Origin of the sequence: Starkeya nomas, assembly GCF_902703545.1 — a bacterium.
Lineage (GTDB): Bacteria > Pseudomonadota > Alphaproteobacteria > Rhizobiales > Xanthobacteraceae > Ancylobacter > Ancylobacter moscoviensis.
This window is the reverse complement of the sequence record NZ_CACSAS010000001.1, coordinates 741,837-766,665: the sequence shown is the minus strand read 5'-3', so window position 1 is coordinate 766,665 and position 24,829 is coordinate 741,837. Positions and strand designations below refer to the sequence as shown.

Here is a 24,829-nt window from a genome sequence, read left to right as displayed (position 1 = left end):
TCGACCAAATTGTTGACAGTTGGCAACAATGGAGTAGACAGAAATCGGAAACAGGAGAGGAAACGCCCATGGCCATCGCAGAAGCCGTGCCCGAGCTCGTTCCGTCCACCCGGCTGATGGAGGGCTTCGCCCGTCACCGCATCAAGACGCGCGGCGCCGAGATCAACGTCGCCACCGCCGGCGAAGGACCGCCGCTCCTGCTGATCCACGGCAACCCGCTGACGCTGGTGAGCTGGCACAAGGTCGCCCCCTCGCTCGCTCGCGACTTCTCCGTCGTCGCCATCGACATGCGCGGCTATGGCGACAGCTCGAAGCCCTATGGCGGCGAGGATCATTCCGGCTATTCCTTCCGGGCCATCGGCGAGGATGCCTTCGACGTCATGGACGCACTGGGTCACAAGACATTCGCGGTGGCAGGCCATGACCGAGGCGCGCGCGTCGGGTTCCGCATGTGCCTCGACCAGCCCCAGCGCATCACCCGCTACGCGGCACTCGACATCGTGCCGACCCACCACGTGCTGAACAATATCACGCTCGGGTGGGCGCGCGAGAGCTACCACTGGTTCTTCATGGCGCAGAAAGCCCCCTTCCCGGAGAAACTGCTGGGCGCCGATCTCGATTATTACATGCGCTACAAGCTCAACAAGAAGGGCGTCGGCCTCGACATCTTCACGCCGGATGCGATGGAGGAATATATACGCTGTGCCACCCCGGAGCAGATCCACGCCGTCTGCGAGGATTATCGCGCCACCATCACCGTCGATCTCGACATGGACACGGCGGACTACGGCAAGCGACGCATCGCCTGCCCCACATTGGTGATCTGGGGCGACAACAGCCATTGCGGCCGCCATTTCAAGCCGGTCGAGGCGTGGTCGGAATGGGCCGACGATCTGGTTGGCTTCTCCGTACCGACCGGCCACTATCCGGCCGAGCATCGGCCGGATCTCATCTATGCTGCCTTCTATCGCTTCTTCCGCGGCGAGCCGGTGGCATGACCTTCACCCAGGTGACGGCGGAGACGGCGAAGAGCCGTCTCCATGCCGGAGACGAGGTGGCCCTCCTCGATGTTCGCGAGGCGGCCGCCTTCGGTGACGGGCATGCACTCTTCGCGATCCCTTGCCCTTATAGCCGGCTGGAACTGTCGGCAATTTCGCTGGTTCCACGCCGGAATTGTCCGATTCTTCTGATCGACGACGATGACGGCACGGCGGAGAAGGCCGCCCGGCGACTCGCCGCCTGCGGCTATGTCGATCTCGCGGTCATTACGGGTGGCATGCCGGCCTGGGCAGCGGCCGGGTTCGGCGTCTTCGCGGGCGTCAACGTGCCCAGCAAAACGCTCGGGGAACTGCTCGAACACGATCACCACCCGAGGATGATCCCCGCCGCGACGCTTGCCCTCTGGCAGCGCGAGGGCAAGCCGCACGCCTTTTTCGACGCACGGCCGCCCGGCGAGTTCGCCAAGATGCGCATCGCCGGGGCTCGCTGCGTGCCCAATGGCGAGCTGGCGCATCGCCTCGCCGCCACGGTTCCGGATGAAGGGACGCCCATCGTCATCACCTGCGCCGGCCGCACGCGCGGCATCGTGGGCGCACTTGGCCTGCGCGCGCTCGGCGTTCGCAACCCCGTCTATGCTCTCGAGAACGGAACGCAGGGCTGGGCGCTCGCGGGTTTGCCGCTGGAGCGCGGCGCAGAGCCCAGCCCGATGCCCGAACTGGATGACGAGGCAGCGGCCATCAGCCGCCGGCGTGCCGACCGCCTCATCGCCACCGCCCAGTTGCCTTGCGCCACGGTCGCTCAAGCCCAGACATGGCTCACCGAGAAAGGTCGGACGACGTTCCTGTTCGACCTGCGCAGCCCAACCGAACGCTCGGCCCGGCCCGTGCCGGGCGCCGTTCCCGTGCTCACGGGGCAGCTCGTGCAGGCGACCGATCAATATGTCGGCGTCCGCCATGCGCGGTTGATCCTGATGGACGACACCGGGCTCCGGGCCGGGCTCGCCGGGCTTTTCCTGCGCGCACTCGGCTACGAGGTGCACGTCCTTACGCTCAGCGATCAAAACGATCCGCCGGCCCTGTCGGTCCCCCCTTCCGGCTTGAAGCCGCCGGCAGAGCTGGTCGCGCTTTCCCCCTCGGCCGCGGCCAGGCGCGCCGCGGGCGGCGTACCGGTGCTCGATCTGCGGTCTTCCGCCGAATGGGAGGAGCGGCGCCTCGCCGGCGCGCACTGGACCCTGCGCGGCCGGACCATCGAACTGCCGACCGGCACCGAGCGGGTACTGCTCCATGGCGATGCCGGCGCCGCCGCCGCGATGGCTGTCGACCTTTCGGAACACGGCATCGCCTGTGACTGGCTCGCCGCCGACCTCGATGCCTGCGCCACGGCCGGCTGGGCGATCGACGGGAAACGCCGGCCGATGAGCCGGGGCGAAGCGCTGGACCGCATCTGGTTCGTGCACGATCGCCATGACGGCAACGAAGAAGCCTCGCGTCGCTACCTCGCCTGGGAGATGGGTCTCGTCGCCCAGCTCGACGAAGATGAGCGCGCTTCCTTCGGCTGGGTTCCCATCGACACGCTCGCCTGACGCACAAGCATTCCCAAAGTCGAAAGCCCCTCCATCGCCGGTGGAGGGGCTTTTTTCTTGTGATCCACCGCTCAACAAAACGAGGCGGGTTCGCACCCGCCCCGCTGGGGGAGCAATCGGGAGACGGGCAGCTTCAGCCCTTGCTGGCCGTGGAGTGAGCCCCGCGAGCCGCGTCCTCCTGCTGAAGGCGCAGCATGGCCGCCTCCTCCTCGGCCTCGGCCTTGTTCTGCTTGCGCTTGCCCCAGGCGGTCATCGCCAGCGAGGCGAACATCACCGCGAAGATGGCGAGCGCGCCGGGACGCTCGAGGATGTAAAGCGGGTTGCCGCCGCTGAGCTGGTAGGAACGCAGGAACTCCGTTTCCAGCATGCGCCCGAGCAGGATGCCGACCACCACCGCCGCGACCGGGTACTGGTAGCGGGCGAGCGCGTAGCCGAGCAGGGCGAAGACGAAGAGCGTTATCGGCCCGGCCGTCTCGCCGGTCACGGCGTAGGTGCCGAGGGTAGCGATGACGAGGATGGCCGGCAGCACGTAGCGGGTGCGGACCCGGACGATGTTCGAGGCGACGTAGATGAAGCCGATGCCCACCGCCAGCAGCACGATCGCCTGGACGATGTTGTTGAGGATGATGGCATAGACCATCGGCTTCTGCGTCTCGATGAAGCTCGGGCCCGGCACGATGTTGTGCATCATGAACGCCGCGATCAGGATCGCGGTCGCGCCGCCGCCGGGAATGCCGAGCGCCAGCATGGTCGCCATGGACCCGCCCTCGGCGCTGGCGACGGCGGACTCGGCCGCCACCACGCCCTTGGGATTGCCCTTGCCGAAGGTCGCGCTGTCCTTGGCGGTGCGCTTGGTCTCCGCATAGGCGATGAGGTTGCCGATGGACGAGCCGACGCCGGGCACGGCGCCGATGACGATACCGATGATCGAGCCACGCAGCAGCACGCCCGGAAACTTCAGCGTGCCCCAGCAGCCCTTGAGGATGCGGCGCACGCTGACTTCGCGGGCCCCCTCGGCCTCGATGATGTAGTCACGGCCGGCAAGGCTCAGGAGCTGGCCCGCCGCCAGCAGGCCGATCATCGCGGGAATGGGCGCGATGCCGTCGAGCAGCACCGGAATGCCCATCGTGCCTCGGGTGAAGCCGGCGGTGTTCATGCCCACGGTGCCGAGCAGGATGCCGAAGGCGGCGGCGAGCAGGCCGCGGCTGATGTAGGTCGAGCCGAGAGAGCCGAGCAGCAGCATGCCCCAGATCGCCACCGCGAACATCTCCACCGGCCCGATGCGCAGCACGATGTCGGCGAGCGGCTCCACCACGAGCAGCAGCAGGAGATAGCCGCCAATGCCGCAGATGGTGGAAGCGAACAGCGCGTAGCCCAGCGCCTCATTGTGTTCGCCCTTCTTCGACATGGCATAGCCGTCGAAGGTCGTGGCGAAGGAGGATGGCGACCCCGGTATGTTCATCAGGATGGCCGGTACCGACCCTCCGAAGCCGGCGCCGGTATAGACCGAGGTCAGGAAGACGATGGCCGAGAAGAAGTCCATGTAGAGCGACATCGGCAGCACGATCGCCATCGCCATGGTGATCGAGATGCCGGGAATGGCGCTGAAGACGAGGCCGACGATCAGCCCGGGGACGATCCATCCCCAGGAACCGACCGACGAGAACATGATGCCCAGCGCATCCTGAAAGGCGGAAAGATCGATCATGTTCGCGCCTCACAGGATGGTGGTGAACATGGGAAAGGGGATCAGCGCGCGGAAGCCGTAGATCGCGACCACGGTGACGACGAGCGAGAAGATCAGCAGGTGAAGCGGCCGGCGCTCGCCGCAAATCACCATGGCGGCGGCGGTGAACAGGAACAGCGCGATGTCGAAGCCGATGACATCGAGGAGCACCACCATCAGGCCCAGCGAGATACCGAGCGCCGCCATGCGGATCATATCGGAACGTTCGGAGGGCAGGGTCGGCGACAGCGGGTCCTGCTCGGCCGGCTCCTTCGCCATCTCCCGCGCATCCACCTTGCGGAAGCACTGCGGAAGGATGAAGAGGTACATGGCCAGCGCGAATATCGCGACAGGCTGGACCAGAAGAATATTGTTGATGCTGAGCGAAACGCTGCGGGCGTCGAGCAGATACCAGAAGATAGCAACCGCGATCAGCGTGATGAGTGTCAGATGGCCGTAGTCGATGGCGTAGGTGTGCCGACCGATGCGCATCGTCATCTCCGTTAGCCAGAGGAAGGAGAGCGAAGACGGACGGAGAACGGGCGCCGTCCGCCTTCCATTGATGCGGGTTACTTCAGAAGGTCGACGTACTTGGCCATCTTGGCGGCGTTGTCGAGATAGGCCTTGTCCGACGCTTCGGGGCCGTACCAAGTCGTTGCCAGTTCCTGCAGCTTGAGCGTCTCGATGGCCTTCGGGTTCTTGCTCGCCCGCTCAACCGCACCGACAAGGAACTTGTAGATCTCGGGCTGCTCGTTCCTGAGCTTGGTCGTCACCGCCCAGCCGCGCTGCGAGCCTTCGACGAAGTCGGTCTTCAGGCCACTCTCGGAGACCAGCGGAGCCTCGGGGAACCAATCGACCTTTTCGCCCGCAAAGATGGCGAGGGGACGGATCTTCGACTTGAGCGGCAGGAAGCCCTCGCCGCCGACGAAGCCGACATCGACCTGCGCGCCGGCCGTGGCGTTGCGGGCGGGACCGCCGCCATCATAGGTCACGATGCGCAGCTTGGTCGGGTCGATCTCGGCCGCCTGGAAAGCGAGGATCATGTTGGCGTAGTCGGCGGAAGCCGGCTGCACGCCGATGCTCAGGCTGCCCGGATCGGCCTTCAGCTTCTCGATCACCTCCGCGAAAGTCTTGATCTCGCTGCCCGCCGAAGTGGCCGCCAGCGTGTAGTCGCGCGACGGCAGGTTCAGCATCGCGAAATCTTCAACCTTGTAGGGTGCGTTCTGCAGCAGGACGGTGAGCGGAATATAGGGGGCCGCGGACGTGCACAGGATGCTGTAGCCGTCTGCCGGCTGGTTCAGCGCATAGGAATTGCCGAGCTGGGTGCCGGCACCCGGCTTGTTCACGATTACCATCGGCTGGCCGATCTCCTTTTCGAGATACGGCATGAAAGCGCGCGAGAGTCGGTCGTTGTAGCCTCCCGTCGCGAACGGCACGATCACGTTGATCGGGCGCGAGGGATAGTTCGCGGCGCGCACGATGGACGGCATGGCGACGAAACCGCCGGCGACCGCCAGCCCGCCCGCCGTGATTTTGAATGCATCTCTGCGTGTGAAATCTGTCATGTTTTCCTCCCGCCGTTCCATCTGAATCGGTCGTCTCGTGGCAATGGCTGCGCGACCGTGTGGGTTCAGGCTGGGACTCAGACTGTCTCCGCATCCGTCAACTGTCAACAGATTTGCAGACCGCTTCGCTGGAATACCAGAGCGTCATGGGGCAAGTCAGCGCGGCCACTGCTTTTCTTGTCAATGAAATTAGCGACCGAACCGCATGGACGTGCCGCTCGCTACGCGAATGCAGCACCTTTGTTCTGTTGACAGTTTTCACTCAAGCTGGCTCAATCATTCCAGGCTCCGCCGGCGGACATTGCCGCTTCGAGATGGAAGCCATGGGAGATTCGCCATGTCCATCGGCTCGCCCGACCGCTCACGACTGCCACCGGCATCAGCCGTGAAGGCTTTTGATCGGCGCGCCGGAGCGGCGGACAGCTGATGGCCGAAATCCCAGAGGATTCGAACCAGACCGGCGCGCTGGGCTCCCCTGTGTTCCGCTGGTGGCTGCGGTTGATTGCGACCTATTCGATCGCCGCCGTCGCCGGCTATCTGGCCTCGCTCATTCATATTCCCCTGCCCTGGATGCTCGGACCGCTCTTCGTCTGCGGCACGCTCACCCTGCTGGGCGTCCCGTTGCAGGCAGGCCCTCATCTGCGCGAGATCGGACAGGTCATCGTGGGCCTTGCCATCGGCATGCGCTTCACGCCTCATCTTCTGCTCGTCTCGCTGGAGCTGCTCCCGGCGATGCTGGCGGCGACCCTCTACATCATCGCCGCAACCTTCCTCGGCGCCCTGCTGATGCGTCCGCTTGCGCGGATCGATCCGACCACGGCCTTCTTCGCCACCGCCGCCGGCGGCATGGCCGACATGGCGGTGGTGGCCGCGGCGCGGGGCGGCGACACGAATGCCGTCTCCATCGTCCACGCCCTGCGGGTGACGACCGTGGTCAGCGTCGTGCCCTTCATGGTGTTCGCCTTCGGGGAACAGGGCACGGTCACCGCCGTCGATCCCGCCACCTCGCATGACGTGATGCTCCTGCTGCTGGCCCTCGCCGTCGCCTATCTCGGCGCCCAGCTTCTGCGTCCCACTGTGATCCCCAATCCGTGGCTGCTCGGCTCGCTATTGCCGAGCGCGGCGCTCGGCGCCTCCGGACTGCTCAACGTGGCGGTGCCCGGCCTACTCATCGTGGCGGCGCAGATCATGATCGGCGTCTGGCTCAGCATGCGGTTCCGGCGCGATCTGTTCATGCGCCTGCCCCGCGTGGCTGCCGCCGGCCTGCTGGTCGCGCTGCTGCTGATCCTCGCCGCCGCCATCGGCGCGGAGGTCCTCTCCTTTGCGACCGGCCTGCCCCTGACGACGAGCTTCCTCGCCCTGGCGCCGGCCGCCATCACCGAGATGGTGCTCACCGCCAAGGCCATGCACGCCGACGCCGAGCTCGTGACCGCCTTTCACATCGTGCGCATCGCGGTGATCGCCTCGACCATCCTGGTGGTGTTTCGCGTCTACCGCCTTGTCCTGAGGAGCCATTATGAATCTGGGGTTTGACGGCCGTCGCGCCATCATCGTGGGCGGCAGCTACGGTATCGGCGAGGCCACCGCCGACATTCTGCTGCGTGAAGGCGCGGAGGTGATCATCGCTTCACGCAGCCGCGACAATCTCAAGGCCGCCGCCGCACGCCTCGTCCAGGCGAGCGGTCGTGCCCCGCACATCTTCGTCGCGGATGTCGTGAAGGACGCGCAATCGGCCACCGCGCTGGCGGAGGAGGCCGGACGACGCTGGGGCGCGCTGGATATCCTCGTCAGCGCCGTCGGCGGCAGCGTGCGCGCCGATTTCGCCGAGCTGACCGACGAGGACTGGCTGGCCAGCTACCAGTTCAACGTCCTCTCGACCGTGCGCACCATCCGCGCCGGCGTGCCGCTGCTCGCGAAGGGCAAGGCGCCGGCCGTCGTCACGCTGGGCGCCGCCGCGGCCAAGATGCCCTACGCGCATCAGGTCATGACCAACGTCCACAAGGCCGGGCTGCTCGGCCTCGTGAAGACGCTGGCGCTGGAACTCGGCGAACAGGGCATTCGGATCAACAGTGTCGGGCCGGGCCGCACCAGGACCCCGCTCTGGATCAACCGCGCCACCCGCATCGCCGCCGAGCGCGGCGTCGCCATCGAGGACGTCTTCGAGGAATTCTCGCACGAAATCCCCCTCAGGCGCTTCGCCGAGCCAGCCGAGATCGCGGTGATGGTCGCGTGGCTCGCCAGCCCACTCGCCAGCTACGTCACCGGCCAGGCCATCAATGTCGACGGCGGCATCGCGCGCGGCCTCGTTTAAAGGAGAAGAAAATGTCCGACAAAGACGTGACGAAGAAGCTCGCCGCCTGGATCGTGGGGTGCCGGCTCGACGACATTCCCACCCCGGTACGCGAGGAGGGCGTGCGGACCTTCTTCAACTGGATGGGCTGCGCCGTGGGTGGTGCGCGCCACGAGACCGTCGACCGGGCACTCGCCGGCATCACCCCCTTCGCCGGCAAGCCACAGGCGACGGTGATCGGCCGCGGCGAACGTCTCGACGTGCCGAACGCGGCGCTCGTCAACGGCATATCCTCGCATGTGCTCGACTATGACGACACGCATCTGAAGACCATCATCCACCCCGCCGGCCCGGTCGCTTCTGCCCTGCTCGCCGCGGCGGAATACCACCCCCTCTCCGGCCGCGACTTCCTCAACGCGCTGATCGTCGGCGTGGAGGTCGAGTGCCGGATCGGCAACAGCGTCTATCCCGACCATTACGACCGCGGCTGGCACATCACCGGCACCACCGGCGTGTTCGGCGCCGCCGCTGCCGTCGGCCACATGCTGAAGCTCGACGAGCGGCAGATGACCTGGGCCCTCGGCATCGCCGCCACGCAGGCCTCGGGCCTGCGCGAGATGTTCGGCACCATGTGCAAGAGCCTGCATCCCGGTGCGGCGGCACGGAACGGCGCGCTCGCCGCCTTCCTCGCCCAGGCCGGTTTCGACAGCTCGCTGCAGTCGATCGAGGCGCCGCGCGGCTTCGCCAACGTGCTTTCGACCAAGCAGGACTATGAGGAGATCCTCGGCGGGCTTGGTGAACGCTGGGAAGCGGGGTTGAACTCCTACAAGCCCTTCGCCTGCGGCATCGTCATCCATCCGACCATCGATGGCTGCCAGCAGCTTCGCGAGGAACTGGGCGCCGATGTCGGGCGCATCGCGGCGGTGCGTCTGCGTACCAATCCGCTTGTGCTTGAGCTGACCGGCAAGCGTGAGCCGAAGACAGGGCTGGAGACCAAGTTCAGCGTCTTCCACGCCGCTGCCTGCGCGCTGCTGCGTGGCGACGGGTCGCCCACCGCCTTCACCGACGAGGCGGCCAACGCGCTGGAGCTGATCGCCCTGCGCCGCAAGGTGGAGGCCACCTCCGATCCCTCGATCCACGAAGCCTCGGTCGTCATCGAGGTGGAGTTCGAGGACGGCCGGCGTATCGAGCGCGTGATCGAGCGCGCCATCGGCAGCCATGACCGGCCGCTGAGCAACGAACAGCTCGAGCGCAAGTTCGCCCACCAGTCCGCCCTCGTGGTCGGCACCGAAGTGACAGACCGGCTGATGGCCCTGTGCTGGCGCCTGCCGGAGCTGGCGGATGTGGGCGAGATCGCCCGCGCTTCCGTGCCCGCCGGCCTGCGCGACGCGGCGGAGTGAGGCCATGACGACGCACACGCCTCTGCGCATCGGCGTTCTCGAAGGCGACGATATCGGGCATGAAATCGTGCCCGCCGCCCACCGCATCGCCGCCGCGGCCGCGCGCGCCTGCGGGCTTGCCGTGGACTGGCAGCCCATGCCCATCGGCCACCGGGCGCTGGACGAGCATGGCCACACCATGCCGCCCGGCACGCTGGAGAAACTGGCCGAGCTGGACGGCTTCGTCCTCGGGCCCATCGGACATCAGGCCTATCCGAAGGTGCCGGAAGCCATCAATCCGCACCCGATCCTGCGCAAGAGCTTCGACCTCTTCGCCAATGTCCGTCCCACCCGGTCCTATCCCGGCCTCGGCTGCCTCTATGACGATATCGATCTCGTCATCGTGCGGGAGAACAATGAGGGCTTCCAGCCCGACCGCAACGTGGTGGCAGGTTCCGGCGAATTCCGCCCGACGCACGACACCACCATCTCGGTCCGCGTCATCACCCGCGAGGGCAGCCGCAAGGTGGCGCTGGCGGCGCTGGAGATCGCCCGGGCCCGCCGCAAGCGGCTGACGGTCGTGCACAAGAACACGGTGTTCAAGCTCGGCTGCGGCATGTTCGTCGAGGAGTGCTACCGCGCCGGCAAGGACTTTCCCGATGTCGCCATCGAGGAAGTCATCGTCGACACCTTCGCCATGAAGCTGGTGCGCGAGCCGCAGCGCTTCGACACCGTCGTGACCACCAACATGTTCGGCGACATCCTCACCGATGAAGCAGCCGGTCTCGTCGGCGGGCTCGGCATGGCGCCGGGCCTGTGCATCGGGCGTGGCGACATCGCCATGGCGCAGGCGACGCACGGCTCCGCGCCCGATATCGCCGGCAAGGGGCTGGCAAACCCCTACGCGATGATCGAATCCACCCGGATGCTGATCGAATGGCTCGGCCGCCGGCGGAACCTTCCCGCCGCCGGCCGCGCGAGCGCCCTGATGAAGGCCGGCATAGACGCCGCGCTGGCGAACCCCGCCACCCGCACCCCCGACATTCGCGGCACCGGCACCCAGATCGACATGGTCGACGCCATCCTTGGCTTTATGGAGAACCACGCTCATGCGGCGGCATAAGATCGCTCTCATTCCCGGAGACGGCATCGGCTCCGACGTCATCCACGCAGGCCGGCAGGTGCTCGATGCGCTGGCGGCGGCCGATGGCGGCTTCGGCTTCGATTTCGAGAGCTTCGACTGGGGCTCGGATCGCTACCGACGTGTCGGCAAGATGATGCCCGACGACGGCGTCGATACGCTGCGCGGCTTCGATGCCATCTATTTCGGCGCTGTCGGCGACCCGAAGATCCCAGACCACATCACGCTGTGGGAACTGCGCCTCGCCATCTGCCAGGGCCTCGACCAGTACGCCAATGTGCGCCCCTCCCGGCTGCTGCCCAACATCACCGGCCCGCTGCGCCCCGATCTCGGCCGCGACATTGACTGGGTGATCGTGCGCGAGAACAGCGAGGGCGAATATGCCGGCGCCGGCGGACGGGCACATCGCGGCCTGCCGATCGAGGTCGGCCTCGACGTCTCGGTCTTCACCCGCACCGGCGTCGAGCGCATCGCCCGCTTCGCCTGCGAACTCGCCATGTCCCGCCCCCGGCGCAAGCTCACCATCGTCACCAAGTCCAATGCCCAGCGCCACGGCATGGTGCTGTGGGACGAGGTGTGCCGCTCCGTGGTGAAGGACTTCCCCGCCCTCGACGTCGACTGGATGCTGGTCGACGCCATGACGATGCGGCTGGTGCTGCGCCCCGGCACGGTGGATACGGTGCTCGCCACCAACCTGCACGCGGACGTGCTCTCCGATCTCGCCTCGGCGCTGAGCGGCAGCCTCGGCATCGGCGCCACCGCCAATCTGGCGCCGGACCGCTCGGCCCCATCGATGTTCGAGCCCATCCACGGATCCGGCTTCGATCTGATCGGCAAGGGCATCGCCAATCCTATCGGCGCCTTCTGGAGCGCCGTGCTGATGCTGGAGCATCTGGGCGAGGCGAAAGCAGCCGGGCGGCTCATGGATGCCATCGAACGGGTAACGGCGGAAGGAACGACGCTGACGCCCGATCTCGGCGGCACGGCCCGCACGGACGAGGTGACGCGCGCCGTGATCGGCCTTATTGAACGACAGAATGACGCGACACCGGGCGCTTCCCGTCACGTCGCGTAGATACTACAAGCCTTCCAGCCTGAGATTGTTTACAATTAACGAATGAGCATGGAAAGCGATTCCGGTCATTTGAACGATCTCTCCGTTGTGAAGAGCGTTTCCCTCACGAGCGCGCTCGAGAAGGAGCTCGAGCGCCTCATCCTGACGGGCGAGCTGGAGCCGGGCGAGCGGATCAACGAGATCCATCTCTCGAACCGCTTCGGCACCAGCCGCGGCCCGATCCGCGAGGCCACCCGCAGCCTGGAAGCCAAGGGCCTCGTCGAGGTCGTGCGCAACCGGGGCGTCTTCGTGCGCCGGCTGTCGGTCGAGGACGCCATCGAGATCTACGACGTGCGCGCCGCGCTGTTCGGCCAGGCCGGGCGTTTGCTCGCCGAGAGGATGACCGACGAGTTGCTCGCCGAGCTTACGCGGCTGGTCGACGAGATGGACGTGGTCGCCGAGCGGGGCAGCTTCGACGAGTACTACCCCCTCAATCTCGCCTTCCACAATCTCATCGTCAGCTCGTGCGGCAATCGCACGCTGATGGCCGAGTACCACCGCTTCGTGAACAAGCTGCATCTGTTCCGGGCCCGCGCGCTGGTTCAGGGCGGCGGCCTCGCCGTGTCGAACCGCGAGCATCGCGCCATGCTGGAAGCGCTGGCCTCCGGCGACGGCGACCGGGCGCAGATGACGCATTGGCGGCATGTCGCGCTCGCCAAGCGCCGCCTCATCGCCGCCGTCGACGGCGCCTCGCGCATCGACTGACCATTCCGCTGCCATCGCCCTCAGGCAGCGGCGCGCGCTTCGATCCTGCGCGCCGCCACGCGGGCGGCGAGGCGGACGGCGGACTGGAAGGCCCCGATATCAGCCACGCCCTTGCCCACGATATCGAAGGCCGTGCCGTGCGCCGGCGTGGTGAAGACGACTTCCAGCCCGGCGGTGATCGTCACGCCCTTGTTGAAGCCCTTGAGCTTTGTCGCGATCTGCCCCTGGTCGTGATACATCGCCAGCACACTGTCATAGGCGCCGGCGAAGGCCTTCAGATAGACGGTATCGGACGGGAACGGCCCGCTGCAGTCGATCCCCTCCTTCGCCATGGCCTCGACCGCCGGGCGGATGATCTCGATCTCCTCGGTGCCGAACAGCCCCCCCTCCCCGCCATGCGGGTTAAGCGCCGCCACGGCGATGCGGGGGTTTTCGATGCCCGCCTTGCGCATCGTCTCGTCGGCGAGCCGCAGCGCGCCGCAGACAGACTCAAAGGTCACCTGATCGAGCGCCGTGCGCAGGGAGACATGCGAGGTGACGCGGGTCATCCACTGGCCTTCCAGCACGTTCATCTCGCTGAAAGGGCCCTTGTGGTCGAGCAGGTGGGCGAACATCTTGTGTTCGTCCGGGAAACGCCAGCCGCCGTTGAACATCGCCTGCTTGTTGAGCGGGGCGAAGCACACGCCGTCGACCTCGCCCGCCTTGGCGAAGTCGATGGCGCGGGCAAGCGTGTCGCCCGTCAACCGGCCTGAATCCGGGTTTGCCACGCCCAGCTCGAACCCGCTCGGATCGATGTTGCCGAGGTCGACGAGCGGGATTTCGGGGGCGCTCCAGTCCACCGCCGCCGGGGAAGCGTAGCGCCGCACGTTCAGCGTGACGCCCGCATGACCGGCTCCCATCTCCAATACGCGGGCGTCGCCGACCACCACGAGCCGTGCCACCTCGCGCATGCCGCCCTCGACCAGAAGGCGTGCCGTCTGCTCCGGACCGATGCCGGTGCAGTCGCCGGGAACGAGAGCGAGAACGGGGAGCGGATCGCGCGTCATGGCACTTACCTGTCTTTGAAACGGGAATTTCGTGGATCGAGTGGTCCGGGCCGCGCGTCGGTGGCCGTCTCGTCCTCCAGCGTGCGCAGGAAGCGCGCCTTGCCGGCGAGGATGTGCCGTTCGAGAAGGCGCGCGGCGGCCGTACCGTCGCTCTGGCTGAGAGCGTCGAGGATCGCCTTGTGCTCGTCGTTCGAGGTACGCATGGAGCCCGGCAGCACGAGGCCACGGCGGCGGAACAGGTGCAGTTCCGCCTCCAGCAACGGATAGAGCTCGATCAGCTTGGCGTTGTCGGAAGCGACGACCACCTGGCGATGGAACTCGTTGTTGAGCGTGTAGAAGGCGGCGATATCCGGCACATCGATTGCCGCCTCCATCTGCCGGATGAGCTCTTCCAGTGCGCGCAGCTGGGTGGTCGGGATGATGGACGCCGCCAGCCGCCCCGCAGTGCCGAACAGGCCGGCGCGGATATCGTAGAGATCCAGCGCCTCCTTGGTGCTGACCTCGCGCACGAAGAAGCCGCGATTGAGCTCGCTGCGCAACAGGCCGATCTGCTCCAGCGCCCGGCAGGCCTCGCGCACCGGCCCCCGGCTGATGCCGAGCTTGAGCGCCAGCGAGCTCTCATTGATGCGCGTCCCGCCGGTCAGCTCGCCAGCACCGATCATGCGCTCGATCTCGCGCTGGATCACCGGCACGAAGGACGCGGTGCGCGGAGTACGGGCGGGGCTGGCGGGCGAGCGTCGGAGCATGGCGACATTTCATCCGTGAAAAAGGACATTGTCAACACTAATGGTCATAATCGGCACAATCTCGAGCATTCTGTCGCCGACCCAATCTTCCGCTAGGGCACCCAAAAAGACCGCGCCGAGAGCCAGAAAATCCTTTCAAATAAACGTAAATATCCACATCTCAATCCATACACATACCTTCCCACGCCGCCATTCGGGAGCCACCTTTTCTAAAAACTGTTGACAGTTTTCGATTGATTGAACACCATCCCTCCACCGGCGGACGTTCCGGGCCGTGCCGCCAGACATTCAGGAGTTCCCATGACGACATATTCCGTAGCGGTCATTCCCGGCGACGGGATCGGCAACGAGGTCGTGCCCGAGGCGCAGCGCGTGCTGGAGGCCGTTGCGCGCTCCGGCGGCTTTTCCTTCGACTGGACCCATTACGACTGGAGTTGCGAACGCTTCGCCAGGACCGGCGCCATGATGCCGGCGGACGGCCTCGCGCAGATCCGCGACAAGGACGCCATCTTCCTCGGCGCCGTCGGGTTTCCCGGCGTGCCGGATCACGTCTCGCTCTGGGGCCTGCTCATCCCCATCCGCCGCGGCTTCCACCAGTATGTGAACCTGCGCCCGGTGAAGCTGCTCGCCGGCGTCGAGAGCCCATTGAAGGGCCGCGAGCCCGGCTCGATCGACTTCTACGTCGTGCGCGAGAACAACGAGGGCGAATATTCCTCCATCGGCGGCCGGCTTTATGACGGGCTCGACGACGAGCTGGTGATGCAGCAGTCCATTTTCACCCGCCGTGGCTGCGACCGCGTGATGCGCTACGCCTTCGAGCTGGCCAAGGGCCGCAAGAAGCACGTCACCTCGGCCACCAAGTCGAACGGCATCAGCCACACCATGCCGTACTGGGATGAGCGCTTCGCGGCGATTTCCACGGAATATCCCGGCTTCACCACCGACCAGTTCCACATCGACATCCTGACCGCGCATTTCGTGCGCAATCCGGATTGGTTCGACGTGATCGTTGCCTCCAACCTGTTCGGCGACATCCTTTCCGATCTGGGTCCGGCGGTGGTCGGGTCGATCGGCATCGCGCCCGGCGGCAACATCAACCCGGAGAAGGAATATCCCTCCATGTTCGAGCCGGTGCACGGCTCGGCGCCGGATATCGCCGGCAAGGGCGTCGCCAACCCGATCGGCCAGATCTGGTCCGGCGCGATGATGCTGCGCCATCTCGGCGAGGAGGCCGCCGCCGCCGCCATCGAGAGCGCCATCGAGGAGGTGCTCGCCCGCCGCGACAGCCTTACCCGCGATCTCGGCGGCAAGGCCGGCACCCGCGAGCTCACCGACGCCATCATCGGCGCGCTCCCCTCCTCCTTGGCCCGCGCGCCGGCGGCCTGAGCCACGCCACACGCTGAACGAACAACAGGAAACGCTCCATGACGCTGCACCAGACCAACCCCGCGCAGGCCCAGCCCATCGTCGAGGGGCTCACCCACGACGTCGCCGAATTCGTCGTCGGCACAAGCTATGCCGACCTGCCGGCGGAGGTGATCGAGCTCGGCAAGAAGTCGATCCTCGACGGCATCGGTCTCGCCCTGTCCGGCTCGGTGGCCAAGAGCGGCGAATACATCCAGTCCTATCTGGCCGGCCTCGGCATCAAGGACGGACCGGCCACGGTGATCGGCACCTCGCTGAAAGTGCCCCCGCGCTTCGCCGCCTTCGCTAATGGCGTCGGCATCCACGCCGACGACTATGACGACACCCAGCTCGCCGTCGCCAAGGATCGTGTCTACGGCCTGCTCACCCACCCCACCGCCCCGGCGCTGCCCGCCGCGCTGGCGGTCGCCGAGGCCGGTGGCCGGTCGGGCGCCGATACGATGCTCGCCTACCATCTCGGGGTCGAGGTGGAGTGCAAGATCGCCGAGGCGATCAACCCGCGCCACTACCAGCACGGTTTCCACGCCACCGCGACCTGCGGCACCTATGCCGCTGCCGCCGCCGCGTCGAAGCTCAAGGGGCTGGATGTCGAGCAGGTCGTGCGCGCTTTCGGCTGCGCCGGCAGCCAGTCGGCCGGCCTGCGCGAGAACTTCGGCACCATGATGAAGCCGTTCCATGCCGGCCGCTCCTCGGAGAGCGGCGTCGTCGCGGCTGATTTCGCCGCGCTCGGCTGGACCACGACCGACAAGATCCTGGAGGCGCCCCGCGGCTTCTTCCAGGCGGCGGGTGGCGGTTTCGATGCCGGCGCGATCGTCGGCAAGCTCGGCCAGCCCTGGACGTTCGTCTTCCCCGGCGTCTCGATCAAGCCGCATCCGTCGGGCTCGCTCACCCATCCGGGCATGACCAAGATGCTGGAATTGATCCGCACCCATGGGATCAAGGCGGAGGATGTCGAGCGCGTCGATGTCGGCACCAACCAGAACATGCCGAACGCGCTGATTCATCACTGCCCGAAGAACGAGCTTCAGGCCAAGTTTTCCATGGAATTCTGCATGGCGATCCTGCTGCTCGACGGGCGCGGCAGCCTGCCGGAGTTCACCGACGAGGTGGTCGAGCGCGAAGACGTCAAGGCGATGATCGAGAAGGTGAACTTCCACGTCCACCCGGAGGCCGAGGCCGCCGGCTACGACAAGATGACCACCATCATCGACATCCACATGAAGGACGGGCGCACCATCTCCGGCCGCTCCGACTTCGGCAAGGGCAGCCCGGCCAACCCGATGACCTATGACGAGGCCGCCGACAAATTCCGCGGCTGCGCCGAGTTTGCCAAGTGGGACAAGGCAAAGACCGAGGCCATCATCGAGACGGTGCGCCGCCTCGAGCAGGTCGCCGACATCCGCGAACTCACGCGCCTGTGCGCCTGATCCCACCGCAATGGAAAGGGCGCCCGGCGCATCGCCGCGCGGGCGCCCTTTGTCGTGTCAGGACAATCCGTCCGTTCAGCGCGGCCGGCGCGCGCTGGCCGAGGCCGGCTGCGGCTTGGCCCTGGAACGGGCCAGATCGTCCATCAGCTCGTACCACATGGCGTTGAGCACGGCGAAGGCCGCCGCCAGCGGCAGGCCGAGAAGCCAGGCGAAGTACCACATGTCGCTCTCCTTCCCTCAATAGGCGTGGCTGCTGTCGTTCTGGATCGCCCGCGCGTCCACCTTCCCCCACAGCACGCGGTAAACCCACGTGGTGTAGGCGACGATGATCGGGATGAAGATCACGGTCACGACCAGCATGATGAACAAAGTGAGATGGCTCGACGAGGCGTCCCACACCGTCAGGCTGGACCCCGGATCGAGCGAGGACGGCAGGATGAAGGGGAACATCGACAGCCCCACCGTCGCGATGATGCCGAAGATCGACACGGCGCTCGCCAGCAGCGCGCCGATTTCGGCGCGGACGCGCAGCAGGACGAGGCAGGCCAGCGCGCCGACGAGGCCGAGCGCGGGCCCCGCCAGCATCCAGGGATGCGCGGCATAGTTGGCGAACCAGGCGCCGGGGGCCAGCTCGACCGTCTTGGCGAGCGGGTTGGAAGGCCCTCCGGCCACGATCCCGCCGGTGATGCGATAGCCTTCGTCGCCGAACCACAGCCACACGCCGCCAAGCGCGAACAGGGCGATGGTCAGCACCGCGGCAACGCTGCCCGCCATCCGGGAGCGCACCGCGACGTCGCCTTGCGTCTTCAGAACCAGCCAGCCGGCACCGTGCATGACCAGCATCGCCACCGAGAGCAGCCCGCACAGCAGGCCGAACGGGTTGAGCAGTTCGAACAGCGTCGTACCGTCATAGAAGATGCGCAGGTCGTTGTTCAGATGGAAGGGCACGCCCTGCAGCACATTGCCGACCGCCACGCCCATCACCAGCGCCGGCACGAGGCCGCCGATGAACAGCGCCCAGTCCCAGGCTCCGCGCCACAGCGCGCTGTCGCGCTTGGAGCGGTACTTGAAGCCGACGGGGCGCAGGATGAGCGCGAACAGGATCGCGAACATGGCGAGGTAGAAGCCGGAGAAGGAGACCGCATAGAGCGGCGGCCATGCGGCGAAGATCGCGCCGCCGCCGAGGATCAGCCACACCTGATTGCCTTCCCAGACGGGGCCGACCGAGTTGATGACCACCCGCCGTTCGAGGTCGGTCCTCGCGACGAAGGGCAGCAGGATGTCCGTGCCGAGGTCGAAGCCGTCCATCACGGCAAAGCCGATCAGCAGGACGCCGAGCAGCAGCCACCAGATGACGCGCAGCGTGTCGTAGTCGATGAGCGTGTGAAGGATCATAGCCCTACTCCGCGGCGACGAGATTGGCGGGAACGAGTTCGGCGTCCGGCTCCTCATCCGGCTCCGGCCCCTTGGCGATGGCGCGGACCATCAGCGTCATCTCGATGATGATGAGCACCGTGTAGATCAGCGCGAAGCCGATGATCGTGGTGAGCACGGTGGCAGCGCCCAAGCTGGAGACGGCGGCGGCGGTCGGCAGCACGCCCTCGATGATCCAGGGCTGGCGGCCGAATTCCGCCACCACCCAGCCAAGCTCAGCCGCAATCCACGGTAGTGGAATGGCAAGTACTGCTACCCACAACATGGGACGGTAGCAATCGAGTAGCCGGCGGGCCGAGAGGAAGAAGAAGCTCGCGGTGAGCGCGATGAAGAAGAAGCCGAGCCCGACCATGATGCGGAACGACCAGAACAGCGTCGGCACGCTCGGCACCGTGTCCCACGCGGCCTGCGCGATCTGGTCGGGTGTGGCCTGGCGGGGGTCGTCGACGTAGCGTCGCAGTAGCAAGGCGTAGCCGAGATCGGCGCCGTTGTCCTCGAACGCCTCGCGGACCTGCGGCGGGATGGCGGCCGGGCTGCTGGCGGCGCGGATCTTCTGCAGGGCGTCGAAGGCGACGATGCCGTCGCGGATCCGATCCTCCGCCTTCCGCACCAGTTCGTCGATGCCGGGCACGACGGTGTCGAGCGAGCGCGTCGCGATGAGGCCCAGCGCCCACGGGATGCGCACGGCGAAATGGGTCTCCCGGTCGGTCTGGCTCGGCAGGCCGAACACGGTGAAGGCGGCCGGCGCCGGCTCGGTCTCCCACATCGCCTCGATGGCGGCGAGCTTCATTTTCTGATGTTCTGTCGTGAGATAGCCGCTCTCGTCGCCCAGCACGACGACCGACAGCGAAGCCGCGAGGCCGAAGGAGGCGGCGACCGTCATCGAACGCTTGGCGATCTCGATGTGGCGGCCCTTCAGCAGGTACCAGGCGGAGACGCCGAGCACGAAGATGGAAGCCGTCACGTAGCCGGCGGAGACGGTGTGGACGAACTTCGCCTGCGCCACCGGGTTCGTCACCACGGCGAAGAAATCGGTGATCTCCATGCGCATGGTCTGCGGATTGAAGGCCGCGCCGGTCGGATTCTGCATCCAGCCATTGGCGATGAGAATCCACAAAGCCGAGAAGTTGGAACCCAGAGCAACGGCCCAGGTGGCGATGAGATGACCGATCTTGGACAGCCGGTCCCAGCCGAAGAAGAACAGGCCGACGAAGGTCGCCTCAAGGAAGAAGGCCATCAGCCCTTCGATCGCCAGCGGGGCGCCGAAGATGTCGCCGACATAGTGGCTGTAATAGCTCCAGTTCATGCCGAACTGGAATTCCATCACGATGCCGGTGGCGACGCCGAGCACGAAATTGATGCCGAACAGCGTGCCCCAGAACTTGGTCATCTGCCGCCAGATACGCCGGCCGGTCATGACATAGACCGTCTCCATGACCGCCAGGAGCACCGAAAGTCCCAGCGTCAACGGCACGAAAAGGAAATGATACAGCGCCGTCATTGCGAATTGCAGGCGCGAGAGGTCGACGACATCGAGTTCCATGGTCGGTTCCGGTTGCTTTCCGGTCTCCTGTCGGTCTTCGGGGGTGTCTAGTCGGGTCGAAGCGTGGCGAGCGCGGCGTCGAACGCCGGTTCTCCTTTGTTGGCAATGGCTTGAATGCGGCCGTCGGCGATGAGGACGATGCGGTCGGCCACCTCCGCCTCGCGTCGCAGGTGAGTAGCAAAAACCGTAGCGTTTCCGTGCGACACGGCTGCTACTCGCGCTACCACGTCGCGCGCCGTAGCACCGTCCAGTCCCTCGGTCGGCTCGTCGAGCAGCCAGAGCGGCGCGGCGCGCAGGAACAGACGGGCGAGTGCGAGCCGGCGGGCCTGTCCGCCCGAGAGGCCGAGACCGCCCTCGCCCAGAAGCGTGCCGAGCCCCTCCGGCAGGGCGGCGACCACCTCGCCGAGGCCGGCGGCCTCGAGGGCGGCGAGAAGGCGGGCGTCGTCGGCATCGGGATCGGCGATGAGCAGGTTGCCGCGCAGCGTGTCGCGGAACAGCTCGGTGCGTTGGGTGAGCAGGGTCGAGGGCACGGCGGCGAGGCGGCCGACCTTGATGCCGATCTCCCCGGCGATGGCGGCGAGCAGCGTCGACTTGCCCGCCCCGCTCGTGCCCACGATGGCCAGCCGCTCGCCCGCGCGGACGACGAGATCGACGCCGGTGAGCACCGGGCGGGTCGAGCCGGCATGACCGACGGCCACGCCATCGAGACGCAGGGCCACGCCCGGCTCCGGCGCCGGCAGCGCGGACGCCACGACGGGAGCGGCCAGACGCGGCGCGACGCGGCGCGCGGCGATGAGCGCGCGCTCGCATTCGACAACGCCGCGCTTGAGCATCCCGAAGGGATCGAAGGCGGCGAGCGCGACGAGCAGCAGCAGCGCCGCCAGCGGGGCGTCGACGACGCCCTCCCCCTTCAGCGCCGCCGCCACGAGCAGCGCCAGCGCCAGCAGCAGACCGCCGGCGGCGGACAGGGCGGCGCCGGTGAAGACCTCGACACGGTTGAGCGCGTCGTCGGCTTCGCCCTGCCGCCGGTCGGCCTCGACGAAGGCCTCGCGCTGGGCGGCCAGACGGCCGGTCATGACGAGCTCGGTCTGGCCGGCCACCAGATCGATGGCCCGGGCGCGCAGCACTTCCAGCGCATGGGCGCGGCGGCGCCCCGGACGGCGCGCGGCGCGCAGGCCCAGAAGCGGGATCAGGAAGCCGCAGCCCAGCACCACGGCGGCGAAGGCGAACGCGGTGCCCGGATCGATGAAGCCGATGAAGACGGCCGCCGCCAGCGTGACCGCGATGGCCGCCAGCACCGGCACGAGCACGCGCAGATAGAGCGAATCCAGCGCGTCGATATCAAGGGTGAGGCGGAACAGCAGCCGCGCGGGACGATCCGCGAGCCGGCCCGCCGCCTCGGGCGCCGCCCAGCCGAGGAAGAGCCGCTCGCGCAGGCCCGCCAGCACCGCCAGCGCGGCATCGTGCGTGACCAGCCGCTCGCCATAGCGGGCGACGGTGCGGGTGATGGCGAAGAAACGGATGCCGGCCGAGGGGGCGAAGACGTCGAAGGCCACGGCGCCGACGGCGGAAAGCCCGGCAAGGGCGGTGGCGGTGATGAACCAGCCGGACAGGCCGAGCAGCGCGGTGCCGGCGATCAGCGTCAGCGCCGCCAGCGCGATGCCGCCCAGCAGCGCCAGTCGGCGCTCGGCGAAGAACAGGCGCAGGATCGCGCCCATGGAGCGCAGCGCGGTCATGGGGCCACCTCCCCGTTGCCGAGCGGGATCACCCGGTCCATCCGCGCCGCCAGAAGCGGATCGTGGGTGGCGAGGATCAGCGTGCGCCCGCGCGCCAGCTCCAGCAGGCCGTCCGCCACTTCGGCCGCCGTGTCGCTGTCGAGATGGGCGGTCGGCTCGTCCGCGAGGATGAGGCCGGCATCGGGCGTCGCCGCGAGCCGTGCCAGCGCGAGACGCAGCGCCTCGCCGCCCGACAGGCCGCGCCCGCCCTCGCCGATAGGGGCCGGCCCGCGCCGCGCGGCGACCTCTTCCAGCCGCGCCACCCGCAGGGCGGCGCGCACCGCCCCGGCGTCGATGCCGGCGCGGCCGAGACCGATATTGCCCTTGAGCGTACCGGCGAAGATGTGCGGCTGCTGGCCGATATAGGCCATGCCGGCGCGCAGGCGCGCGGCGCTCTCGCCCGTCAGCGCCTCGCCGCCGACGAAGACCTGCCCGGCCTGAGGCGGCGCGAGGCCGGCGACGAGCGCCAGCAGGGTCGACTTGCCGGCGCCGCTCGGCGCGAAGAGCGCCACATGCTCGCCCGGCGCCACCGTGAGATCGAAGCCGTCGAACAGCGGCGCGGAGGAACCGGAACCGGCACGGTGGGCATGGACGAAGCGCACGCCTTCCAGCCGCACTTCCGGCGCGCCACCGGAACGCGCGGGCACCGGCTCGTCCGTGCCGACCACCGGCAGGCCGTCCGCGCCCAGCCGGTCGAGCGCGGCAAGGGCCGCCTGCCCGGCGGCACGATCGTGCCACGCCGCGGAGAGGTCGCGCAGCGGCTCGAAGAAGGCCGGCGCGACGAGCAGGATGAACAGGCCCTCGCCGAGACCGAGGCGGGCTCCCCACGCGCCGAAGCCGATCATGCCCAGCAGATGGAAGCCGATATAACCCGCCACCATGGCGACGCCGACGGCGGAGAACAGCTCCAGCACCGCCGAGGACAGGAAGGCGATCCGGAGCACCGCCATGGTGCGCTGCCGGAGATTTTCCGCATCCGCGCGCAGCCGCCGGGCGGTGGCTTCCACCGCGCCGAAACTGCGGATGGTGGCGAGGCCGCGCAGCCGGTCCAGCAGGAAGGCGTTCATGCCGCCGATCTCGACGAGCTGGGCCTCGCTCGCCTCCTTCGCCCGCCAGCCGATCAGCGCCATGAAGAGCGGGATCAGCGGCGCGCAGATCGCGAGGATGAGCGCCGCCGCCCAGGAGAGGGGCAGCACGCAGGCGAGGATGACCAGCGGCACGACCACCGCCCGGTAGCGGGCCGGCAGGAAGCGCGAGAGATAAGGCACCACCGCCTCCGCCTGCTCGGCCAGCACGCTGGCGGTGAGGCCGGAGGGAGGGCGGGCGATATCGAGCGGGGAGCGGCGCGCCAGCGCCACGGCCGCCGCCGCGCGGCGGCGAGACAGTTCCGCCCGCCCGGCGCGGAAGGCGATGCGTCCGCCACCGGCCTCGGCCAGCGCGCGCACGAGGCCAAGCGCGGCGATGCCGGCCGCCGGCAGCGTGACCTCGGCCAGTCCGCCGCCGGACGCGAGCGCCGCGACCGCCCCGGCGAGCAGGGCCGCCTGCGGCAGCCAGAGCAGCGCGGCGGCGATCTGCAACGCAAGGGCGGCGCGCAGGCCGGGAACGGCATCCGAGGCGGCCCGACGGGCGGGCGCGGGCTCCGATGCGGCGCCGGGGGCTATCGCGGGGGTAGCTGTCGCCGGGGTGGCTGTGGCGGGGGTGGCGCTCATGTCACCGCGTCGCTCCGCCATCCGGTTCGCCGTCGCCGGGCGGAATATCGGCCGGCTGGGCCCCACTGGCCTTCGCCTTGGACCGGCGGCCGAGCGAGACGATCCGGTCCTTGGTCTCCAGCAGGCGGCTGATCTTCGAGCCCAGGCTCAGCAGGTTGGCGAGGCGCTCGGTCTCCAGCCGCTTCACGTCGTCGTACCAGTTTGTGAGCTGCTCGATGAGGCCGTGCATCTGCGCCATGCGCTGCTGGGCGTATCGCTCCTTCTCGCTGCCGGGCTGCTGCATGAGGATCTCGCGCAGCACCGAGAGGGTGGGGTCGACCTCGCGCTTCTTGCGCTCCTCGGCGAGGGTGCGCAGGATCTGCCAGACATCATCGGGCGTGGTGAAGAAGTCGCGCCGGTCGTCGGGCAGATGGCGCAGCAGGACGAGGTTCCACGCCTGCAATTCGCGCAGGCTCATCGAGACGTTGGAGCGCGAGATGCCGAGCGCCTCGACGATCTCGTCGGCGCAAAGCGGCTCGGGCGAGACATAGAGCAGCGCGTAGATCTGCCCGACCGTGCGGTTGATGCCCCAGCGGCTGCCCATCTCGCCGAAATGCAGCACGAAGGACTGGATGAGGGGCGGCAGGTTCACGGCGGCGGGGTCCTGGCTGGCGGAGGCGGGAGGCGCCTCGAAATTCGTCGTCTACGATAATTTCAGAAATTTCTGAAATTAATAGCCGCGATTTATTCCAATCCTGCGACAGGGGAAACGCCGATCTGTCCGGATCGCACGGGTGTGATGCGGGAAGAGCGTTCCCGCCCGGCGTCAGGCGCGGCGTTCGGCGAGCGCCCGCGCCGCCCACATGCCCGCGAGCATGGCCGGCACGAAGACCAGCGTGCCCGGCGCGCCGAGGCCGAGGGCGGTGAAGGCCGGGCCGGGGCAGAATCCGCCGAGTCCCCAGCCGATGCCGAACAGCGCCGGCCCGAGGATGAGGCGCACGTCGATGTCGGTGCGCGTCGGCACCTGGAAGCGCTCCGCCAGCAGCGGCGCCGGCCGCGCCAGCACCAGCCGGTAGCCGATGAAGGCGACGACCACCGCCCCGCCCATGACGAAGGCGAGCGAGGGATCGAAGGTGCCGAACAGGTCGAGGAAGTTCAGCACCTTGGCGGGGTTGCCCATGCCGGAGACGATGAGCCCGACGCCGAACAGCAGGCCGAGGCCGAGATTGACCAGGATCGACATG

22 protein-coding genes are annotated in these 24,829 nt (G+C 67.7%); 10 read left to right on the top strand and 12 right to left on the bottom strand.

What is annotated here, in order from left to right:
* The first annotated feature begins 68 nt into the window (after window positions 1-68).
* Window positions 69-998: an alpha/beta fold hydrolase gene (locus STARVERO_RS03730; RefSeq protein WP_159597958.1), complete on the top strand. Its 930-nt coding sequence runs from the start codon at window positions 69-71 to the stop codon at window positions 996-998.
* On the top strand, window positions 995-2,581 hold the full coding sequence (locus STARVERO_RS03725) for a rhodanese-like domain-containing protein (protein WP_159597957.1): 1,587 nt from the start codon (window positions 995-997) through the stop codon (window positions 2,579-2,581). Before STARVERO_RS03730 ends, STARVERO_RS03725 begins: the two co-directional genes overlap by 4 nt.
* Window positions 2,582-2,714: 133 nt before the next feature.
* Here the strand turns inward: STARVERO_RS03725 and STARVERO_RS03720 are convergent, their stop codons facing one another.
* The 3 genes from STARVERO_RS03720 to STARVERO_RS03710 form a co-directional block, all read right to left on the bottom strand.
* Entirely contained in the window at window positions 2,715-4,289 is a 1,575-nt protein-coding gene (locus tag STARVERO_RS03720; RefSeq protein WP_159597956.1) for a tripartite tricarboxylate transporter permease, read from the bottom strand.
* A gap of 9 nt (window positions 4,290-4,298) precedes the next feature.
* Window positions 4,299-4,799 carry a tripartite tricarboxylate transporter TctB family protein gene (locus STARVERO_RS03715; RefSeq protein ID WP_244616550.1) on the bottom strand — a complete coding sequence of 167 codons (501 nt, stop codon included), beginning with the start codon at window positions 4,797-4,799 and terminating at the stop codon, window positions 4,299-4,301.
* A 77-nt stretch (window positions 4,800-4,876) separates the two neighbouring features.
* The gene (locus tag STARVERO_RS03710; protein ID WP_244616548.1) at window positions 4,877-5,872 is read right to left on the bottom strand and encodes a tripartite tricarboxylate transporter substrate binding protein; all 996 of its coding nucleotides are present in this window, start codon (window positions 5,870-5,872) and stop codon (window positions 4,877-4,879) included.
* Between the two features lie 426 nt (window positions 5,873-6,298).
* Between STARVERO_RS03710 and STARVERO_RS03705 the strand changes: the two genes are divergently transcribed.
* The 6 genes from STARVERO_RS03705 to STARVERO_RS03680 are packed head-to-tail and all read left to right on the top strand — an operon-like array spanning window position 6,299 to window position 12,501.
* Window positions 6,299-7,405, top strand: coding sequence for an AbrB family transcriptional regulator (locus tag STARVERO_RS03705; RefSeq protein ID WP_244616546.1), 1,107 nt, complete (start codon window positions 6,299-6,301; stop codon window positions 7,403-7,405).
* On the top strand, window positions 7,389-8,183 hold the full coding sequence (locus STARVERO_RS03700; RefSeq protein ID WP_159597953.1) for an SDR family oxidoreductase: 795 nt from the start codon (window positions 7,389-7,391) through the stop codon (window positions 8,181-8,183). Before STARVERO_RS03705 ends, STARVERO_RS03700 begins: the two co-directional genes overlap by 17 nt.
* An 11-nt stretch (window positions 8,184-8,194) precedes the next feature.
* Window positions 8,195-9,562, top strand: coding sequence for an MmgE/PrpD family protein (locus tag STARVERO_RS03695; RefSeq protein WP_159597952.1), 1,368 nt, complete (start codon window positions 8,195-8,197; stop codon window positions 9,560-9,562).
* Window positions 9,563-9,566: 4 nt separating this feature from the next.
* The gene (locus tag STARVERO_RS03690) at window positions 9,567-10,664 is read left to right on the top strand and encodes an isocitrate/isopropylmalate dehydrogenase family protein (protein ID WP_159597951.1); all 1,098 of its coding nucleotides are present in this window, start codon (window positions 9,567-9,569) and stop codon (window positions 10,662-10,664) included.
* The gene (locus tag STARVERO_RS03685) at window positions 10,651-11,757 is read left to right on the top strand and encodes a tartrate dehydrogenase (RefSeq protein WP_159597950.1); all 1,107 of its coding nucleotides are present in this window, start codon (window positions 10,651-10,653) and stop codon (window positions 11,755-11,757) included. Before STARVERO_RS03690 ends, STARVERO_RS03685 begins: the two co-directional genes overlap by 14 nt.
* A gap of 48 nt (window positions 11,758-11,805) precedes the next feature.
* A complete protein-coding gene (locus tag STARVERO_RS03680) occupies window positions 11,806-12,501 on the top strand; it encodes an FCD domain-containing protein (RefSeq protein WP_244616544.1) in 696 nt (231 codons plus the stop codon).
* 20 nt (window positions 12,502-12,521) lie between these two features.
* On the opposite strand, the gene STARVERO_RS03675 is transcribed toward STARVERO_RS03680, so the two are convergent.
* Entirely contained in the window at window positions 12,522-13,547 is a 1,026-nt protein-coding gene (locus STARVERO_RS03675) for a PdxA family dehydrogenase (RefSeq protein ID WP_159597949.1), read from the bottom strand.
* 5 nt (window positions 13,548-13,552) lie between these two features.
* Entirely contained in the window at window positions 13,553-14,293 is a 741-nt protein-coding gene (locus STARVERO_RS03670) for an FCD domain-containing protein (protein ID WP_159597948.1), read from the bottom strand.
* 300 nt (window positions 14,294-14,593) lie between these two features.
* On the opposite strand from STARVERO_RS03670, the gene STARVERO_RS03665 reads away from it, so the two are divergent.
* The gene (locus STARVERO_RS03665) at window positions 14,594-15,679 is read left to right on the top strand and encodes a tartrate dehydrogenase (protein WP_159597947.1); all 1,086 of its coding nucleotides are present in this window, start codon (window positions 14,594-14,596) and stop codon (window positions 15,677-15,679) included.
* Between the two features lie 38 nt (window positions 15,680-15,717).
* Window positions 15,718-17,145, top strand: a complete 1,428-nt coding sequence (locus STARVERO_RS03660; RefSeq protein ID WP_159597946.1) for an MmgE/PrpD family protein — start codon at window positions 15,718-15,720, stop codon at window positions 17,143-17,145.
* 75 nt (window positions 17,146-17,220) lie between these two features.
* Here STARVERO_RS03660 and cydX read toward each other — a convergent pair whose 3' ends face one another.
* The 7 genes from cydX to STARVERO_RS03625 all read right to left on the bottom strand — a co-directional run bounded on the left by cydX (window position 17,221) and on the right by STARVERO_RS03625 (window position 24,828).
* Window positions 17,221-17,367, bottom strand: coding sequence for a cytochrome bd-I oxidase subunit CydX (gene cydX, locus STARVERO_RS03655; RefSeq protein ID WP_159597945.1), 147 nt, complete (start codon window positions 17,365-17,367; stop codon window positions 17,221-17,223).
* Window positions 17,368-17,382: 15 nt separating this feature from the next.
* Window positions 17,383-18,540 carry a cytochrome d ubiquinol oxidase subunit II gene (gene cydB, locus STARVERO_RS03650; protein WP_159597944.1) on the bottom strand — a complete coding sequence of 386 codons (1,158 nt, stop codon included), beginning with the start codon at window positions 18,538-18,540 and terminating at the stop codon, window positions 17,383-17,385.
* A gap of 4 nt (window positions 18,541-18,544) precedes the next feature.
* The gene (locus STARVERO_RS03645) at window positions 18,545-20,122 is read right to left on the bottom strand and encodes a cytochrome ubiquinol oxidase subunit I (protein WP_144343068.1); all 1,578 of its coding nucleotides are present in this window, start codon (window positions 20,120-20,122) and stop codon (window positions 18,545-18,547) included.
* 47 nt (window positions 20,123-20,169) lie between these two features.
* Window positions 20,170-21,858, bottom strand: a complete 1,689-nt coding sequence (gene cydC / locus STARVERO_RS03640; RefSeq protein ID WP_159597943.1) for a thiol reductant ABC exporter subunit CydC — start codon at window positions 21,856-21,858, stop codon at window positions 20,170-20,172.
* Complete coding sequence (cydD, locus tag STARVERO_RS03635) at window positions 21,855-23,606, bottom strand: thiol reductant ABC exporter subunit CydD (RefSeq protein ID WP_159597942.1); 1,752 nt, start codon at window positions 23,604-23,606, stop codon at window positions 21,855-21,857. The genes cydC and cydD overlap by 4 nt, the downstream gene beginning before the upstream one ends.
* 1 nt (window position 23,607) lies before the next feature.
* Window positions 23,608-24,237, bottom strand: a complete 630-nt coding sequence (locus STARVERO_RS03630) for a GbsR/MarR family transcriptional regulator (RefSeq protein WP_159597941.1) — start codon at window positions 24,235-24,237, stop codon at window positions 23,608-23,610.
* Window positions 24,238-24,411: 174 nt separating this feature from the next.
* On the bottom strand, window positions 24,412-24,828 hold the full coding sequence (locus STARVERO_RS03625; protein WP_159597940.1) for a DUF6691 family protein: 417 nt from the start codon (window positions 24,826-24,828) through the stop codon (window positions 24,412-24,414).
* Window position 24,829 lies beyond the last annotated feature (1 nt).